This window comes from Pseudomonas turukhanskensis (genome assembly GCF_027922365.1).
Lineage (GTDB): Bacteria > Pseudomonadota > Gammaproteobacteria > Pseudomonadales > Pseudomonadaceae > Aquipseudomonas > Aquipseudomonas turukhanskensis.
Genome location: NZ_BSFN01000004.1, coordinates 176,412 through 192,587, shown reverse-complemented (window position 1 = coordinate 192,587; position 16,176 = coordinate 176,412). Strand labels below are relative to the sequence as shown.

15 protein-coding genes and 1 pseudogene are annotated in these 16,176 nt (G+C 60.6%); 7 read left to right on the top strand and 9 right to left on the bottom strand.

The window, feature by feature from the left end:
- Positions 1-9: 9 nt before the first annotated feature.
- On the bottom strand, positions 10-960 hold the full coding sequence (locus PKE98_RS09510; RefSeq protein WP_271195211.1) for an alpha/beta hydrolase family protein: 951 nt from the start codon (positions 958-960) through the stop codon (positions 10-12).
- A gap of 402 nt (positions 961-1,362) precedes the next feature.
- On the opposite strand from PKE98_RS09510, the gene PKE98_RS09505 reads away from it, so the two are divergent.
- Positions 1,363-3,282 carry an autotransporter domain-containing SGNH/GDSL hydrolase family protein gene (locus tag PKE98_RS09505; protein WP_271195041.1) on the top strand — a complete coding sequence of 640 codons (1,920 nt, stop codon included), beginning with the start codon at positions 1,363-1,365 and terminating at the stop codon, positions 3,280-3,282.
- Between the two features lie 57 nt (positions 3,283-3,339).
- Here PKE98_RS09505 and PKE98_RS09500 read toward each other — a convergent pair whose 3' ends face one another.
- Positions 3,340-3,948, bottom strand: coding sequence for an FMN-dependent NADH-azoreductase (locus PKE98_RS09500; RefSeq protein WP_271195040.1), 609 nt, complete (start codon positions 3,946-3,948; stop codon positions 3,340-3,342).
- 161 nt (positions 3,949-4,109) lie between these two features.
- Here PKE98_RS09500 and PKE98_RS09495 point away from each other — a divergent pair, with 161 nt between their 5' ends.
- The 3 genes from PKE98_RS09495 (at position 4,110) to PKE98_RS09485 (ending at position 6,274) form a co-directional block, all read left to right on the top strand.
- A complete protein-coding gene (locus PKE98_RS09495; protein WP_271195039.1) occupies positions 4,110-5,018 on the top strand; it encodes a LysR substrate-binding domain-containing protein in 909 nt (302 codons plus the stop codon).
- A gap of 28 nt (positions 5,019-5,046) precedes the next feature.
- Entirely contained in the window at positions 5,047-5,406 is a 360-nt protein-coding gene (locus PKE98_RS09490) for an MmcQ/YjbR family DNA-binding protein (RefSeq protein ID WP_271195038.1), read from the top strand.
- 118 nt (positions 5,407-5,524) lie between these two features.
- Positions 5,525-6,274 carry a carbonic anhydrase gene (locus tag PKE98_RS09485; RefSeq protein ID WP_271195037.1) on the top strand — a complete coding sequence of 250 codons (750 nt, stop codon included), beginning with the start codon at positions 5,525-5,527 and terminating at the stop codon, positions 6,272-6,274.
- 74 nt (positions 6,275-6,348) lie between these two features.
- On the opposite strand, the gene PKE98_RS09480 is transcribed toward PKE98_RS09485, so the two are convergent.
- From PKE98_RS09480 to PKE98_RS09455, 6 genes are all read right to left on the bottom strand, one after another.
- Complete coding sequence (locus tag PKE98_RS09480) at positions 6,349-7,044, bottom strand: DUF1294 domain-containing protein (RefSeq protein ID WP_271195036.1); 696 nt, start codon at positions 7,042-7,044, stop codon at positions 6,349-6,351.
- A 107-nt stretch (positions 7,045-7,151) separates the two neighbouring features.
- Positions 7,152-8,225 carry a polyamine ABC transporter substrate-binding protein gene (locus tag PKE98_RS09475; protein WP_271195035.1) on the bottom strand — a complete coding sequence of 358 codons (1,074 nt, stop codon included), beginning with the start codon at positions 8,223-8,225 and terminating at the stop codon, positions 7,152-7,154.
- A gap of 50 nt (positions 8,226-8,275) precedes the next feature.
- Positions 8,276-8,620, bottom strand: coding sequence for a cupin domain-containing protein (locus tag PKE98_RS09470; RefSeq protein WP_271195034.1), 345 nt, complete (start codon positions 8,618-8,620; stop codon positions 8,276-8,278).
- A 324-nt stretch (positions 8,621-8,944) separates the two neighbouring features.
- Positions 8,945-10,354 (bottom strand): NAD(P)/FAD-dependent oxidoreductase, encoded by a 1,410-nt coding sequence (locus PKE98_RS09465; RefSeq protein WP_271195033.1) that lies wholly within the window; start codon positions 10,352-10,354, stop codon positions 8,945-8,947.
- A 91-nt stretch (positions 10,355-10,445) separates the two neighbouring features.
- Entirely contained in the window at positions 10,446-11,273 is an 828-nt protein-coding gene (locus PKE98_RS09460; protein ID WP_271195032.1) for a helix-turn-helix domain-containing protein, read from the bottom strand.
- Positions 11,274-11,290: 17 nt separating this feature from the next.
- Complete coding sequence (locus PKE98_RS09455; protein WP_271195031.1) at positions 11,291-12,121, bottom strand: undecaprenyl-diphosphate phosphatase; 831 nt, start codon at positions 12,119-12,121, stop codon at positions 11,291-11,293.
- 249 nt (positions 12,122-12,370) lie between these two features.
- Between PKE98_RS09455 and PKE98_RS27065 the strand changes: the two are divergent.
- From PKE98_RS27065 to PKE98_RS09445, 3 genes and pseudogenes are all read left to right on the top strand, one after another.
- A pseudogene (locus PKE98_RS27065) lies at positions 12,371-13,147 on the top strand (cache domain-containing protein); the annotation flags it as partial.
- 27 nt (positions 13,148-13,174) lie between these two features.
- Positions 13,175-14,005, top strand: a complete 831-nt coding sequence (locus PKE98_RS27060) for a methyl-accepting chemotaxis protein (RefSeq protein ID WP_373877837.1) — start codon at positions 13,175-13,177, stop codon at positions 14,003-14,005.
- Positions 14,006-14,012: 7 nt separating this feature from the next.
- Complete coding sequence (locus PKE98_RS09445) at positions 14,013-14,627, top strand: hypothetical protein (RefSeq protein WP_271195029.1); 615 nt, start codon at positions 14,013-14,015, stop codon at positions 14,625-14,627.
- Between the two features lie 120 nt (positions 14,628-14,747).
- Here the strand turns inward: PKE98_RS09445 and PKE98_RS09440 are convergent, their stop codons facing one another.
- Positions 14,748-15,956: an ammonium transporter gene (locus PKE98_RS09440; protein ID WP_271195028.1), complete on the bottom strand. Its 1,209-nt coding sequence runs from the start codon at positions 15,954-15,956 to the stop codon at positions 14,748-14,750.
- Positions 15,957-16,176: the final 220 nt, after the last annotated feature.

The following is a 16,176-nucleotide window of genomic DNA, read 5'->3' as shown; positions in this document are numbered from 1 at the left end:
CCAGGCCAATCAATGCAACGACGCTTGATGATCGGTGAGATCCGGCCCCAGCACCGTACTGAAAAACTCCACCGCCTCGGCATTCATGCGCCGGTGGATTTTTTGCCGGTCTACGCCGTCGTCGTCTTTGCAGAGCATCGGCATCATCTGCTCCTGCTCGGCCGAGCACGGCGACATGAAAATAAAATGCCCGGCGCCATCGAGCAGCCGGTAGTTCGGTGGCTGCGGTAGGCTGCGGCTAAGGGCCAGGGCGTTGGTTTCAATGGCCAGCAACTGGTCGTTGTCGCCGGCGTACATGAGCACCGGCATTTGCACATCCTGCAGTTCTTCCTTGCCGAACATCAGGCCAAGCGGCGCCAGCAGCATCAGGGCTTTTACCCGGGGGTCGCTTTCGGCCACCAGGTCGTCACGGTCCACCAGCAGTTCGCCCTGGGTGCGACAGGCGTCTTGATCGCCGGGGTGGGCTTGGCAGTAATCACGCAACCGCTGCATTTGCGGCTGCGCGCCACCCACGATGAGCGCGGTTTCGCCGCCGGCCGAATAGCCGATCATTCCAATGCGTTGCTCATCGAGAAACGGCGCCAGCCAGGGGTCCTGCAAAGCGTCGGAAATGGCCTGGGAAATTTGCATAGGGCGGCCGTAGAGGTTGCTGACGGTGCCCAGCCGGCTCTGGTCGGCGTAGTTATCGCCGGGGTGCACCACCGCCAGCACCACAAAGCCATGCTTGGCCAGGTAGGTAGCCAGGTCATGCTGGGCCAGCGGGCTGCCACTGTTGCCATGGGACAGCACCAGCAACGGATAGTGACCGGGCGCTACAGGCGCGTCCTGGCCGGCAGCAATATGGTAGGGGCCAATGTTACTAACCGTGGCACGGGCGAAGGCTGGGTAAAAGGCCACGGCCTGCATGGGTTGCTGATCGAGCGGGTCACGCAGGGTCATCTGGTGGAACCCCACCGTCATACGCCCGCTAACCGTCGCCGCTTCGGCAACCGTCGTGGCGGCCACCAAACCGAGCAACAGCACCACTGCACGGGCGAAAAAGGTGCTCACCCTCACCTCCACTTTTGCAACCAAATACGGTAAACGCCTGCCCACGAGTGCCAAGCCTGAGCTCGAAGTCACTGCTGTGCAAACACATGCTGATTACAAAAGCATGACTTGTGCCAATACGCAGTCGCGCCTGCGCGCCATCGGCGTAAGGCTGCAAAGGAGCAAGCGCTTTCCACGCAGAGAAAGCGCTTGCTCCGATAGTGCTACCGATTCGCCCAGCCCAATCATCAAGGTCCTCGCTGTCGCCATTGCACCCGCCTGCTTGAGTGCCCCTGACGACAGTGCCTAGCACTGGATTTGAGGACTGAAGACATGACGAAGGCTTTTCGACCCCTGGCGGTTTGTTTGCTGACACTGGCGTGCGCCAATGCCCAAGCGGCGCGCCTGCCCTACTCCAACCTGATCGTGTTTGGCGACAGCCTTAACGACGCTGGCCAGTTTCCCGATGCCGGCGGCCCACCCGGCAGCTCGCTGCGCTTTACCAATCGCACCGGCCCCGACTACGCAAACAACAATAACGAACCCTATGCGCCGGTGAACGCGACGCTGCTGGGCGGAAAAATGGGCATCAACGCCGGCCAACTCGGTGCATCCACCTCCGTGCTCGGCCCGCAACAGGGCGTGCCCGACGGAAACAACTGGGCCACAGGCGGCTATACCACGCAGCAGATCCTTGCCTCAATCACAGGCGTCTCGTCAGTTAGCGGTGCGGGCGGTGTGGTGATTCGCGAGCGGCCTGGCTACCTGGCGTCGAACGCATTTGCCGCCGACCCCAATGCGTTGTACTACCTCAACGGAGGTGCCAACGACTTCTTCCAGGGGCTGGTAACCAACCCAACGGACGCAGGCGCTGCAGGCGGTCGCCTGGCCGACAGCGCTCATGCCCTGCAGCAGGCCGGCGCCCGTTACCTGATGGTGTGGCTGCTACCGGACCTGGGCCTGACCCCGCTCAACTACGGCACACCCGGGCAAACGCCCCTCAGCCAACTGAGCGCGGCGTTCAATCAGGCATTGGTAAGTGACCTGGAACGGGTGCCCGCGCAAGTCATCCCGCTCAATGTGCCGGTGCTGTTCAGTGAAATCGTCGCCTCTGCCGAAAGCTTCGGCATGCTTGGCACAACGGCGCTGCTCTCAACCTGTTTTAGCGGCAGCAATTGCACGGCCAACCCGACTTACGGCCTGGGCGGCAGCAACCCATCGCCAGACAAACTGCTGTTCAACGACAGCGTGCACCCCACCAGCGCCGCCCACCGAATCATCGCCGACTACGCTTACTCGCTACTGGTGGCCCCATCGGAGCTGAGCCTGTTGCCGCAAATAGCCAGCGCCGCCCTCAGTGCCCACGACGCAGCCTTGAGTCAGGCGTGGCAGGCCGACGCTGGAGCGTGGCAACCCGTAAACGGCTGGCGTGCCATCGCAAATGCAGGCGGCCAGCGCCAGGACTACCAGCAGCAGCGCGGTGCCGCCGAGGCGGACGGCCGTCAAACCGACGTGCAGGTTGGTGGCAGCTACCGACTCAGTGAAGACTGGCGCGCGGGCCTACTGGCCGGTGCTTACCGACAAAGCCTCAAAGCCGGCGACAACGACTCGCGCTACAAGCTCGACAGTTACCTGGCCAGCGCATTTGTGCAGTTCGAGCATGAACAGTGGTGGGCAGATGCAGCGCTGACCGGCGGCCATCTGGATTACCGTGACCTGCAACGCAATATTGTTCTGGGCGCCCATCGGCGTGCCGAGCAGGGCGACACCAGCGGAACCGCCTGGGGCGCCGGCGCACAGTTGGGCTACAACCTGGCAGCCAACTCGAGTGTCTGGCAACTGTCGCCTTTTTTGAGTGCCGATTACTCGCGCATCTGGGTCGACGGCTATCGCGAACAAGGCCAACGGTCGACAGCCTTGACAGTCGATAGCCAGAAAGTCAGCAGCAAACGCTTGGGGGTGGGAATCCGCGGCAGCCTACAGCCGCTGCCGGGCACGCGACTATTGGCGCAAGTAGCGCATGAGCATGAGTTCAACACCGACACCCAGACGGTGACGATGAACCAGAACGCCCTGCCAACCCTTGCTTATCGCCTGGACGGCTACCGCCCGGCGAAACAGCACAACCGCCTGAGTCTGGGGGTTCATCAGCAGCTCACCGAGCAGTTGGCCATGCAGGCCGGCTATTCACTGCACAAAACCGATGACCTCAGCCAACAAGGTGTAAACCTGGGCCTAAGCTTGAGTTTCTAAGCCCTACGCCAGCAAAAAAAATCCCCGCTTCTGCGGGGATTTTTTATTCGGTATGTGTCACGCCGCGACAAACAGATCGGCAACCTGTTGGTTAGCCGCCGCCAGCGCTTGGGCACGAGGCTCTTCGCCATAGGCCAGGCCCTGGGCGCGAACCACTTCGATATCGGTGATCCCCAGGAAACGCAGCACCAGTTGCAGGTAGTCTTCGTGAGCGATGCCGCTCGCTTGACCTGCGTGAATGCCGCCTGCAGTGGAAACGATCACCACTTTCTTACCGCCGGCCAGGCCTTTAGGGCCGTTCTCGTCGTAGGTGAAGGTTTTGCCAGCAACGGCGATGCGGTCGATCCAGGCTTTGAGCTGGGTCGGCACAGTGAAGTTGTACATCGGAGCACCAATCACGATGGCATCAGCCGCCAGGAATTCGTTGAGGGTGGCTTCGCCCAGCTCGGCTTCATGCTTTTGCGCGGCGTCGCGCAGCTCAGCCGGGGTGCCGCCAGCAACCAGGGTGGCAGCGGAAAAGTGGCTGTAGGCATCGTCGGCCAGGTCGCGGTAGCTCACTTGAATGCTGGCGTCGCTGGCTTTCCAGGCGTTAACGACGGCGCTGCTCAGTTGGCGCGAAGCCGAGTTGTCGCCAAGGATGCTGGAATCGATATGCAGAAGTTTCATGGGACGTTCTCCGAGTAGGTATGGCCGTTGGGCATTAAGTAGGTCGATGGGGCTTACGTTCGATGGGGCTAAGCCTACGGATGAAACCAATAGCCCAGTAGTCAGCAAAAATGTGATAGTTCGTCCTACTGATAGGACAATGCCTACATATTCGAGACGCCATGCAAGATCTCAACGACCTGTTCTACTTCGCCAAAGTGGTGGAAGCCGGCGGCTTCGCGGCGGCCGGGCGCGTGCTGGGCGTGCCCAAGTCGCGGCTGTCGCGGCGTATTGCCGAACTGGAAGACCGCCTGGGCGCCCGCTTGCTGCAACGCAGCACACGCAAACTGGCCCTCACCGAAATTGGTGAGCACTATTACCGCCACTGCCAGACCATGATTCTGGCCGCCGATATGGCCGACGAAGCGGTAGCCACGCACTCCAGCGAGCCGCGCGGGCGGTTGCGGGTGTCATGCCCCACGGCGCTGGCCGAGTCGTACCTGTCGCCAATCATCATCGACTTTCTCGCCAGCTACCCGCAGGTGCAGTTGGAGATCGTGCTGCTGAACCGTCGCGTCGACTTGCTGGCCGAAGGCATCGATGTAGCGCTGCGGGTGCGTGATGAAGGCGATGAAGACCCCGCATTGATCGCGCGCAAATTGCGCCCGGCCTCGGCGGTGCTGGTAGCGGCCCCTACCCTGCTCGCCGGGCGGCAGATCGCCAATTTGCAAGACCTGCACACGCTGCCGGTGCTCGGAGCCCTGGACACCGACCGCAAGGTGCATTTCCGCCTGGTGGACACCCAGGGCAACAAACGCGAAATCGCCCTGGAACCGCGCCTGGCCATCGAAGACTTTATGGTGCGCAAAACTGCTGCCCTGGCCGGCCTTGGGTTTTCCATGCTGCCGTTGATGAATTGCCATGAGGAATTGGCCGACGGCCGTCTGGTGCAACTGCTGCCGCAATGGAACCTGCCCGGCGGCTTCCTGCAGGCCGTGTACCCGCACCGACGCGGCATGCTGCCGGCCGTGCGCGCCTGGATCGATCACATTACCGAAGCCTTTCGTGGCGACTGGCCGCACCCGGTCTGAACCCTGGCAACCGACAAGGAATTTGCCCATGAACAACGAACAAGTCACCGCCTTTCTGCTGCAACTACCGGGTGTGCGGGAAGACCTGAAATGGGGCGACAACCGCGTGTTCTCGATCAAGGAGAACAAGATGGTGGCGGTGCTCAACTTTATGGGCGAGGGCCTGGCGTTCAAGGTCGATAAAGACCTGTTCCTCGGCTACGTTGACCGTCCGGGCGTACGCCCTGCCCCGTACCTGGCCCGTGCCCAGTGGATACGACTGGATCGGCCCGAGGTGCTCAGCAGTGCGGAACTTCAAGACCTTCTCACCCGCTCCCATCAGCTAGTAGTGCGAAAGTTGCCGAAAATACATCAGATAGGATTACTGCTCGATCCTGAGCAGAGGTAGGGCCGACATCTTTCCAGAGTAAGTATTTTCCGACAAACACTCACCTCACCTCCTACATAGCTCCGACGCCCAAACAGAAATGATTGCCCGGCTTTTTTCATTTCTCTTGGAGCGTCTCATGAAACGTGTATTTGCCTTCTCCGCCACGCTGTTGGCCACCTGTGTAATGTTGGGCAACGCCCAGGCCGACGACCATGCTCATTGGGGCTACGAAGGCGCAGGCGGCCCGGAGCACTGGGCCGAACTCGACCCCGCCAACGCGGCCTGCCGTGCCAGCCAGCAACAGTCCCCCGTAGATATCAAGGCAGGAGAAAGCCAGCGAGCAGCGCTGCCAACGCTGGACTTCGACTACAAAAGCAGCAGTGCCGATGTGGTGAACAACGGCCATACCGTGCAGGTCAACCTGCCGGCTGGCAGCGTACTGAAGGTTGGCGATGTAAGCGCCGAGCTGCTGCAGTTTCATTTCCATGCGCCGAGCGAGGAACGTTTCGACGGCAAAACCTACCCCATGGATGCGCACCTGGTGCACAAGACTGCCGACGGCAAACTGTCTGTAGTGGCCGTGCTGTTTGAAGAAGGCAATGAAAACCAGGCCTTGAAACCGATTCTAAGCGCGCTGCCCGCCGCCGGTAAAAACCACGCTATCGAGGCCTTCGACCCAGCATTGCTGCTGCCGAGCGACCGCACGTACTACCGCTTTATGGGCTCGCTGACTACCCCGCCATGCAGCGACGGTGTGAGCTGGCAAGTACTGCGTCAACCGGTGGAAGTTTCCAAGGAGCAGATCGCCGCATTCCGCGCGCTGTACCCGATGAATGCTCGTCCCGTGCAACCGCTTAATGGTCGGGTGATCGAAGTGAGTCACTAATCAACAGCGTGCCGCTCCTACGGTCAACGCATGACCGTAGGAGCTTTAGCTGCGACTGCCCTGCCCCTATACGATTAGCGCATCACCCCCCGCAGATGTTCCCCGCCAAACACCAGCCACTCCAGCCACAGCGCCTGATGGGCTAGCACAATCCCCCAGAACACCAGCTGAAAATCGAGTTTGCGCGTCTTATGCCGGTACAGCTGTTGCGCCAGCAAGGCGCCCGGCCAGCCACCGAGCAGCTCCAGCAGATGCAACCTGCTTTCCGGCGTGCGCCACTGCCCGGCAATGGCGCGGTGTTTGTCATAGCCGTAGAACCCCAGCGTCAGCACGCTGGCCGCGGGGTAAAGCGCCAAGACCCAGAGCCATCGGTGCTGTTCAAATAGCTGCCACACGCCCAGCGACGGTGTCGTACACAGCAGCGCAAACAGCACCAGTTTGAAGCCCAGGTGCTGCGGCATAGCCATCGTTGGTGAGCGCCGCTGACGTGGCGGTTTCTGGGGTTTTGCCGTACGGGGTGCGCGCTGTTTGGGCTTGATGCGAATGGAGGGCTCATCCAGGCTCAAGCCTTTGAGGCGCATATGTTCGGCACGCAGTCGCCCGTTTTCGTCGTTGCTGGCGATATAGAACACCTCATCGCCGGCCTGCGGGCGACGTTCGCCACGCATGGCGCTGATATGCACAAACACCGCCGGGCCGCCGGCCTCGGGGGTGACAAAGCCAAAACCCTTGTCGTCGTTCCAACTCTTGATTGAGCCGCGTAGCTCCATGCCCCTGGCTCCTGCCCTTAGCGTTGTTGCGCAGGGTAATAGATTGGTGAGGGATAAAAAAACGGCGCCGCTCTTGCGAGGGGCGCCGTTTCTTTTTTACCGGCAGCTTAGTTACCCGATTTGATCTTGTTCCACAGCCGTGTACGGATGCGGTCGGTAGCCAGTGGCATGGCCTCCAGGGCAAACAGGGTTTTCATGGTCGCCTCGCTTGGGTACACCTTGGTGTCGGCCTTGAGCTCAGGGCTCACCAGGCCATCGGCCTTTTCGTTGCCGTTGGCGTAGCGCACGTAGTCGCTGATGCCAGCCATCACTTTCGGGTCGAGCAGGTAGTTCATAAAGGCGTAGGCGGCCTTTTCATCCGGAGCGTCGACCGGCATGGACACCATGTCGAACCACATCGGCGCACCTTCCTTGGGAATCACGTAACCGATATCCACGCCGTTGTTCGCTTCTTTGGCGCGGTTGGCCGCTTGCATGATGTCGCCAGAGAAACCGACGGCTACGCAAATCTCGCCATTGGCCAGGTCGCTCACGTACTTGGAGGAATGGAAATAGCGTACATACGGGCGAATCTGCATCAGCGTGGCTTCGGCCTTTTTGTAGTCGGCCGGGTCTTTGCTGTGGTGCGGCAAGCCCAGGTAATGCAGGGTGATCGGCAAGACTTCCGGGCCGTTATCGAGAATGGCCACGCCGCACTGGCTGAGTTTTTTCATGTTCTCGGGCTTGAGAATCAGGTCCCAGGAATCCAGAGGCACATCGCCCAGTACCGCTTTTACCTTGGCCACGTTGTAGCCAATGCCAGTGCTGCCCCACAGGTACGGGAAGCCGTGCTCGTTGCCCGGGTCGTTGGTTTCCAGCGCCTTGAGCAGTACCGGGTTGAGATTGTTCCAGTTCGGCAGCTGGCTCTTGTCGAGCTTCTTCAGCGCCCCGCCCTGAATCTGCCGGGCCATGAAGTGGTTGGACGGAAACACCACGTCGTACCCGGATTTGCCGGTCATCAGCTTGCCGTCGAGGGTTTCGTTGCTGTCGTAGACGTCATAGATCGGCGCAATGCCGGTGGCCGCCTGAAAGTTCTTCATGGTGTCCGGCGCGATGTAATCGGACCAGTTGTAGACCTTCACGGTATCGGCAGCCTGGCTGACCGAAGCCACCAGCATGAGCGGAGCGATAAGTTTGAACATGGAAGTTTTCTCTTGTTTTTGGCGTGTAGCGGTACGAGGGCTTGCTTGGATTACTTGAAGATCAAGACATAGGTTTTGCGCACGGTCTCTTTGATATCCCAGACGCCCAGGGTATTGGCCGGCATCATCAGGGCATCGCCTGCCTTGATTTCCATGGGCTCACCGCCTTCGGGGGTGAAGGTGCAGCTGCCGGAAATGATGTGGCAGAACTCTTGTTGCACGATCTGCCGACGCCAGACGCCCGGGGTGCACTCCCAGATGCCGGTTTCCACGCCGTCGGTGCGCTCGACGCTGGTGGTCGAGGCCACCGCTACGACTTCGCTCAAGGGCACGGCTACCGGGAAGGACTCTTCGAGTACGGCGGTTGGGGTGTTTTTGAAGTGGGTGATGTTCATTGGGGGTGTACTCGTGTGTTCGATTAAAGGTGGTCTAGTCCCCTCTCCCACTTGTGGGAGAGGGTTAGGGTGAGGGTGAGGGTGAGGGAGCGGTGTTGCGCTGGACGGGGGATTTGCGTCAACCCTCACCCCCGGCCCCTCTCCCGCACGCGGGAGAGGGGTGCAGAGCAATGTGAGTTTGTTTGGCCCTACCCTCACCCCCGGCCCCTCTCCCACAAGTGGGAGAGGGGTGCAGAGCAATGTGAGTTTGTTTGGCCCTGCCCTCACCCCCGGCCCCTCTCCCACAAGTGGGAGAGGGGTGCAGAGCAATGTGAGTTTGTTTGGTTACTTCATAAAACTTTCCATAAACCCCGCCAACCCACAGGCAAACCGCCGCCGCCAGGGCGCGCTGACCGGGTTGGCGAGCACCTGGTCTTCATGCACGAAGCTTTTGATGATGGCGTTGTAGCCCAGCCAGCGGCAGGGTTCGGGCTCCCAGGTGCGCAGGCCTTGTTTAATGCTGCTGTCCTGTTGCACCCAGGGCTGGCGGGTGAGCGCACTGGTTTCGCCAAGGATCAGTTGCGCCACGGTGCGCCCACCCAGGTTGCTGGCGCCTACGCCTTCACCACCGTAACCGCCGGCCAGGGCTACCTGGTTTTTGCGATCGCAAAGCATGGTGGGGTGAAAACTGCGCGACATGCCCAGGTTGCCGCCCCAGGAATGGGTGATTGGCACCTTTTTCAGCATTGGGAACAGTTCGCCAAACAGGTAGCGGCGCAGGCTTACTTCGTCGTCGGTCAGGTTGGCGTCGGGGCGCAGTTTGCCGCCGAATTTGTAGCCACCACGGGCGCCGAATACCAGGCGGTCGTCCATCGTGCGCTGGCCGTAGGTCACTTGCCGACTGGCTTCGCTAAACGCCTGGCCACGTTCCAGGCCGATCTCGGCCCAGGTGGACGCCGGCAATGGCGCAGTGGCAACGATCAGGCTTTGCACCGGCAGCAGGTGGTTGCCCAGCGGCGGCAGCGTGACGGAATACCCTTCAATCGCCGGCACCACCCACTCGGCTCGCACTTCGCCCTGAGCGGTGCGCACTACGCCTGGGTACCACTGGGTCACGGCGCTTTGTTCGAAGAGTTGCACGCCCATGCGTTCCACGGTACGGGCCAGGCCGCGCACCAGTTTGGCTGGCTGAATCGTGGCGCAATGGGGGGTGAAGATGGCGCCGTAAGGCGTGGCAACGCGCAGTTGCTCGTTCAGTTCATTCACCGACAGCCAGCGGTAATCGGCCTCGGTATGGCCCTGGGCATGCAAGCCGCGCAATTGCTCGCGCAGGCTGGTTTCCTGTTCAGGGTAACGCGCGGCGGTATAAAGCACGCCGGCCTTGCGGTAGTCGCAATCGATGCCCTCGCGTTGCAGCACGGTGGCGACTTCGTCCGGAATGCCGTGTAGCAGTTCATGGGATTCATGCCGGGCGGCCGGCGACAGATCGGCCAGCAGGCGGTCTTCTCCGAGCATGGCGCCCATCAGCCAGCCGCCGTTACGGCCCGAGGCACCGAAGCCGGAGATGTTGGCCTCCACGATAACCACGCGCAGCTCAGGCGCCTGGCGCTTGAGGTAGTAGGCGGTCCAGAGCCCGGTGTAACCGGCGCCGATGATGACCACGTCGGCTTCCTGCGCGCCGATCAGAGGCGCACGCGGAATCAGGGGTTCATCGACCTGATCCATCCACAGACTCACATTGCGCCACGCGCTCATGCCCAGCTCCAGTCACTTGTTCACCAACGAATGGCGCAGAGACTAGAGGCTAGATTCAGGGCTTGTCTTGCGCGCGGGCCCGCGAAGAAATTTAGCGGGCGGCGCGTTCTTTGAGGTAGGCCTTGGGCGTAAGGCCGGTGTGCTGGCGAAAGCAGCTGTAAAACGCCGACAGGGAATTGAAACCGGCGGCAAACGCCAGCTCATCAATACGCACCGGGGTGGGCGCGCTATCGAGCGCCGCGAGCAAGTGCTGCAGGCGTGCTTGGTTTACATAGCGGTAGAAGCTCTGCCCCAGCACCTGGTTGAGCAGGTAGGAAATCTGGTTGCGGCTGTAGCCGGTCGCCGTAGCCACCTGTTGCAGGTTCAGTTCAGCGTCCAGATACGGCTGGTGTTGCTGGAAATAGTGCTGCAAATCGTCGGCTAGAAACCCCAACTGCCGCGCCGACAGCCCCAGGCGGCTGATGGCCGGGCGCGAGTCGCTGGCTTCGGGGTTGGCGGCGCTGGCTTCGTGCATCAGGGAGGCGTATTCGTTCACTTGCCAGATCAACCCGTCGCGCACGGTAATCGCCTCGCTGGTGCGAAACGACACCAGCCCTTCCCCGCCGCGCAAGGTGATGCGGTATTGAATGAAGGCCGTGTCACCGTCCATGCGAATGCGGTCGCTGTGCTCCAGCGCCTCTTCGGGGTCACGGGGCATGGTGGCGCGTACGTATTCACGCAGGTCGTGCAGATGCAGCACGCGGTTCTGGAAGAAGTCGTTGTACTCGACGTCAGGGTGATAGAGCGCCATCACCCCGTCGAGGTCGCGGTATTTCCAGCAGTAGTGATAACGCAGCACCACATCGCGAGTGATATCGGTTTGCTCCGGGCTGTCGAAACGCTCGGTGGGCGAAACCGGAAAGCTGGGGCTGCGGGTCATCTTTTCTACCTGACTAACTACGGCTGGGCCGCGCTCCAATCTATCCAACCAAACTGCCAGGTGGCCAGAATCAACAAACCAAAGGCGATGCGGTACCAGGCAAACATCGCGTAGCTGTGGTTAGCGATAAATTTCAGCAGCCCGCGCACGGCAATCATGGCGAAGATAAACGCGGTGACGAAGCCGATGGCGAATACCGGCAGATCGCTCTGCTGGAACAGGTCGCGGTATTTGTAGCCCGAGTACACCGCCGCACCGACCATGGTCGGCATGGCCAGAAAGAACGAGAACTCGGTGGCGGTCTTGCGCGACAGGCCGAACAGCAGGCCGCCAATAATGGTGGCGCCGGAGCGCGAGGTGCCTGGGATCATCGCCAGGCACTGGGCAAAACCAACCTTGAGGGCGTCTTTCCAGGTCATGTCATCGACTGTTTCAGCATGCACCACATGCGGACGTTTTTCGGCCCACAGCATGATTACACCACCCACCACCAGGGCGGCCGCCACGGTAATGGGGTTGAACAGGTAGTGGTGAATCAGGTCGGCAAAAATTACCCCGAGCACCACGGCCGGGAAGAAGGCGATCAGCAGGTTGCCGGTAAAGCGTTGCGCCTGGCGGTCGTTGGGCAGGCCCAGCACCACATCGAAGATCTTTTTCCGGAACTCCCAGACCACCGCCAGAATGGCGCCGAGCTGGATGATGATGTTGAAGGCCATGGCCCGCTCGCCGCCAAAATTCAGCAGGTCAGCGACGATAATCTGGTGCCCGGTGCTGGAAATCGGCAGGAACTCGGTGAGCCCCTCGACAATACCCAGAATCAACGCCTGCGCAGCGCTCCAAAGATCCATGCAAATCCCCCAATATGCGGTGCCCCGCACCGCCAGATAAATGTTGTCGACCAAAAGGTGTCGGCAGAAAAAACCAAAGACCAACCGAGCTGCAGGCGCTTGGGAATGCCGCTTTGGCGCCGAAATGTAGCAGACAACGCCTACCGATGCTGCTGCCTTTAAGCACATTTCACCGGTAGTGTTGCAAAGCCATCGCCAACGCCTACTTTCAAGGCAGCACAACAACAAAAACGCTTGGAGTAACGCCTCATGCAAAGCCTGCGCAAACTACCGATTCACAGTCGGCTGTGGCTGATTCTGGGCGTTGCCCTGGTCATGCTTGTCAGTCTTGGCTTGCTGATGCTGCAGCAGATCAACCACGACCTGCACAGCGCCAAGGTTCAAAAGACCCAACATGTGGTGCAAAGTGCCGCCGGCGTGCTGACTTATTTTCAGGGCCTGGAAGCGGCTGGCACCCTCACCCGTGAACAGGCGCAGAAACAGGCCATGGATGCGGTGCGCGTGCTGCGCTATGGCAAGGATGATTACTTCTGGATCAACGACCTGGGTCCGAAGATGATCATGCACCCCATGAACGCCAAGCTGGAGGGCCAGGACTTGAGCGGCCTGAAAGACCCCGACGGCAAATTCCTGTTCAACGAGATGGTGGCCATCGCCAAGGCCAAAGGCGCTGGCATGGTCGACTACCGCTGGCCGAAACCGGGCGCCAGCGACCCGGTGCCCAAGGTGTCCTACGTGCAGCTGTTTCAGCCGTGGAACTGGATCGTCGGCTCCGGCGTGTATATCGATGACATGCAGGCCGAGTTCCGCGAGCAGGCCGTTCGTGCCTCGTTTATTGGCCTGGGCATTGCCGTATTGATGGCGCTGCTGGTGCTCTATATAAGCCGTAGCATCACCCGGCCGCTGAATGAGGTGGTGGGCGCCATGGCCAATATCGCCAGCGGCGAAGGCGACCTCACCCGCACGCTGCACAGCGACGGCAATGACGAACTGGCCGCACTGGCCAACCACTTCAACACCTTCACCAGCAAGCTGCGCTCGGTAATCGGCCAGATGCTGCAAGCGGCCGCCGCACTCAACCAGTCCGCCGACACCCTGGGCGGCGTGGCCACCAGGTCGCAGCAGGACAGCCAGCAGCAAGCCATGCAGATGGAACAGGTGGCCACCGCCATCAATGAAGTCACCTACGGCGTGCAGGATGTAGCCAAGAACGCCGAGCAAGCCTCGGGCGAAGTGCAAGGTGCCGAGGCCAACGCCAAACTGGGCCAGGCCCATATCGAGCGCAGCCTGCTGCAGATCGACACGCTCTCGGGCACCATCGATGAAGCCGTGGAAGTCATCCGAACCTTGGCCCAGGAAACAACCCAGATCGGCGGCGTGCTGGAAGTGATACGCTCCATCGCCGAACAGACCAACCTGCTCGCCCTGAACGCCGCCATCGAGGCCGCGCGAGCCGGTGAACAGGGCCGCGGTTTTGCCGTGGTGGCCGACGAAGTGCGGCTGCTGGCCCAGCGCACGCAGAAGTCCACGGCCGAGATTCACGTGATGATCGAACGCCTGCAGAAGAACTCCGAAGCAGCGGTGAACGTCATCAACGAAAGCAGCAAGGCCTCGCAACTGACCGTCGAACAGGCGCGCCAGGCGGGGGAAAGCCTGAACCAGATCAGCCAGTCGCTACGCAACCTGACCAGCCTCAATGCCTCCATCGCCAGCGCAACATTGCAGCAGGCGCATGTGGTTGAGGACATCAATCAGAACGTGACCGACGCCGCCGGCCTGGCGCACAACACGGCGATGGCCGCCGAGCAATCGAGCAGCGCCAGCCAACACCTGAACCAACTGGCCGATGAATTGAACCGGCTATTGCGCCAATTCCGCGTATGAGGGCTGCATGACGAGCATGGAACACCAGGAGATCAATCTCCAACAACCGCAAAACCAGGACCTGATCTGGGATATGGAGAGCATGGCGCGGCGCGAGCTGGCTGAGCGCTTCATCCGGTTGTTCGAGAACCGCCTCTGCGTGTATTCCGAGTCGGTGCGCCAGCTGTACACCAACTACACCCTGCATTTTCCCACCGACCTGGGCCGCAAGATGGTGGTGCTACCCAACGCCTATGCCTTCCACGACACCCTGCACGGCATCGACGCGGCGGCCGTACGTAAAACCGGATTGTGCGTGTTGCCAGGCGTGTTGGTGGGCAAGCCGGGGTTGCTGCTCAGCACAGAAATGAAAGACGACGGCAGCGTGCCCAAGACCATGCCGTTCAAGCCGGCGCTGGCACAGATCATCAGCAGTCAGAAGAAGCTTGGTGATGTGTTTTTGCCGATCATGATGAAAGGCGATTTGCGCGAGTTCGACCAGCAGATGCCCTACATCCACCTGCACCGCTTGCAGGTGAACAAGCTCACGCACCTGTCCACCTTCGAGCGCGACGACATTCACCAGACCATCACGCGCAAGATGCTGATGTTGTATCGCCAGGCCGATAGCCTGGTTTGCTGACAACTACGATGTTTTTGATCTTGTAGGAGCCAGCTTGCTGGCGAACCGTGGAAACCTCGGTGATCGGAGTTTGCGCAATTCGCCAGAAAGCTGGCTCCTACGGGGTAAGGCGCTAGGACGTCAGTCCTGGCTAACTGCGCCAATCTTGTGAATCGCCAGATCCGCGCCGTAATACTCATCTTCCTGATTCAAGCGAATGCCGCTCGTGGCCTTCAACACGCCATACACCAACAAGCCACCCACTAGCGCCACCGCCACACCAAGGCCGGTGCCGATCAACTGACTGATCAGGCTCACCCCGCCCAACCCACCGAGCACTTGCTGGCCAAAAATCCCGCAAGCGATGCCGCCCCAAACGCCGCACAAGCCATGCAACGGCCACACGCCGAGCACATCGTCAATGCGCCACTTCACCTGCGTGGCAGTAAACGCCCAGACAAACAACGCGCCCGCCACCAAGCCGGTGATCAATGCGCCCACCGGGTGCATCAGGTCGGAACCGGCGCAAATCGCCACCAGGCCGGCCAACGGGCCGTTGTGCAGAAAGCCGGGGTCGTTACGGCCGACGAACAACGCCGCCACCGTGCCGCCCACCATGGCCATCAGCGAGTTCACCGCCACCAGGCCACTGACCCCCTCCATGGTTTGCGCGCTCATCACGTTAAAGCCGAACCAGCCGACAATCAGAATCCACGAGCCCAAGGCTAGAAATGGAATATTGGACGGCGCAAACGCCACCAGCTTTCCATCGCGGTAGCGACCATTGCGCTTGCCCAGCAGCAACACCGCGCCAAGCGCCAGCCAGCCGCCCATGGCGTGTACCACTACGGAACCTGCGAAGTCGTGGAAACTGGCACCGAAGCGTTCGCCCAGCCAGGCCTGCAGGCCGAAGTTGCCGTTCCAGATCAGGCCCTCGAAAAACGGGTAGATGAACGCCACGATCAACAAGGTGGCGCACAACTGAGGGCCGAACTTGGCGCGCTCGGCAATGCCACCGGAAATGATCGCCGGAATGGCTGCAGCAAAGGTCAACAAAAAGAAGAACTTCACCAGGGCATAGCCGTGGTCGACGGTCAGCTCTTGGGTCGGCACCATAAAGGTCACACCGTAGGCTACCCAATAGCCGATAAAGAAGTAGGCCAACGCCGACATGGCAAAGTCGGAGATGATCTTCGACAAGGCGTTTACTTGGTTCTTTTGCCGGACTGTGCCAACTTCCAGAAACGCAAAGCCGGCATGCATGGCCAGCACCATGACGGCACCGAGCAGAATGAATACCGTGTTGGAGCCGTGAATGAGCGATTGCACGGCGCTGTTGAGGTTTTCCATCGAGAAAGCGACTCCGGCAGCGAAAAAAGCACCAAAGCAGCTCAAAGCCCTGCAACCACGCACCATGATGACGCCGCAACGCACCAGTTCTGCTCAGGCGAGCGAACCGATTTAGTACCAGGTAAACGGGCAGAAAATTTGAGCGATCAGGTCTTTTCTTTATTTTTCATTCGGTTGAGCAACGCTGTTGCCACCGTTTTTCCATCCGGGAATGCGCGAT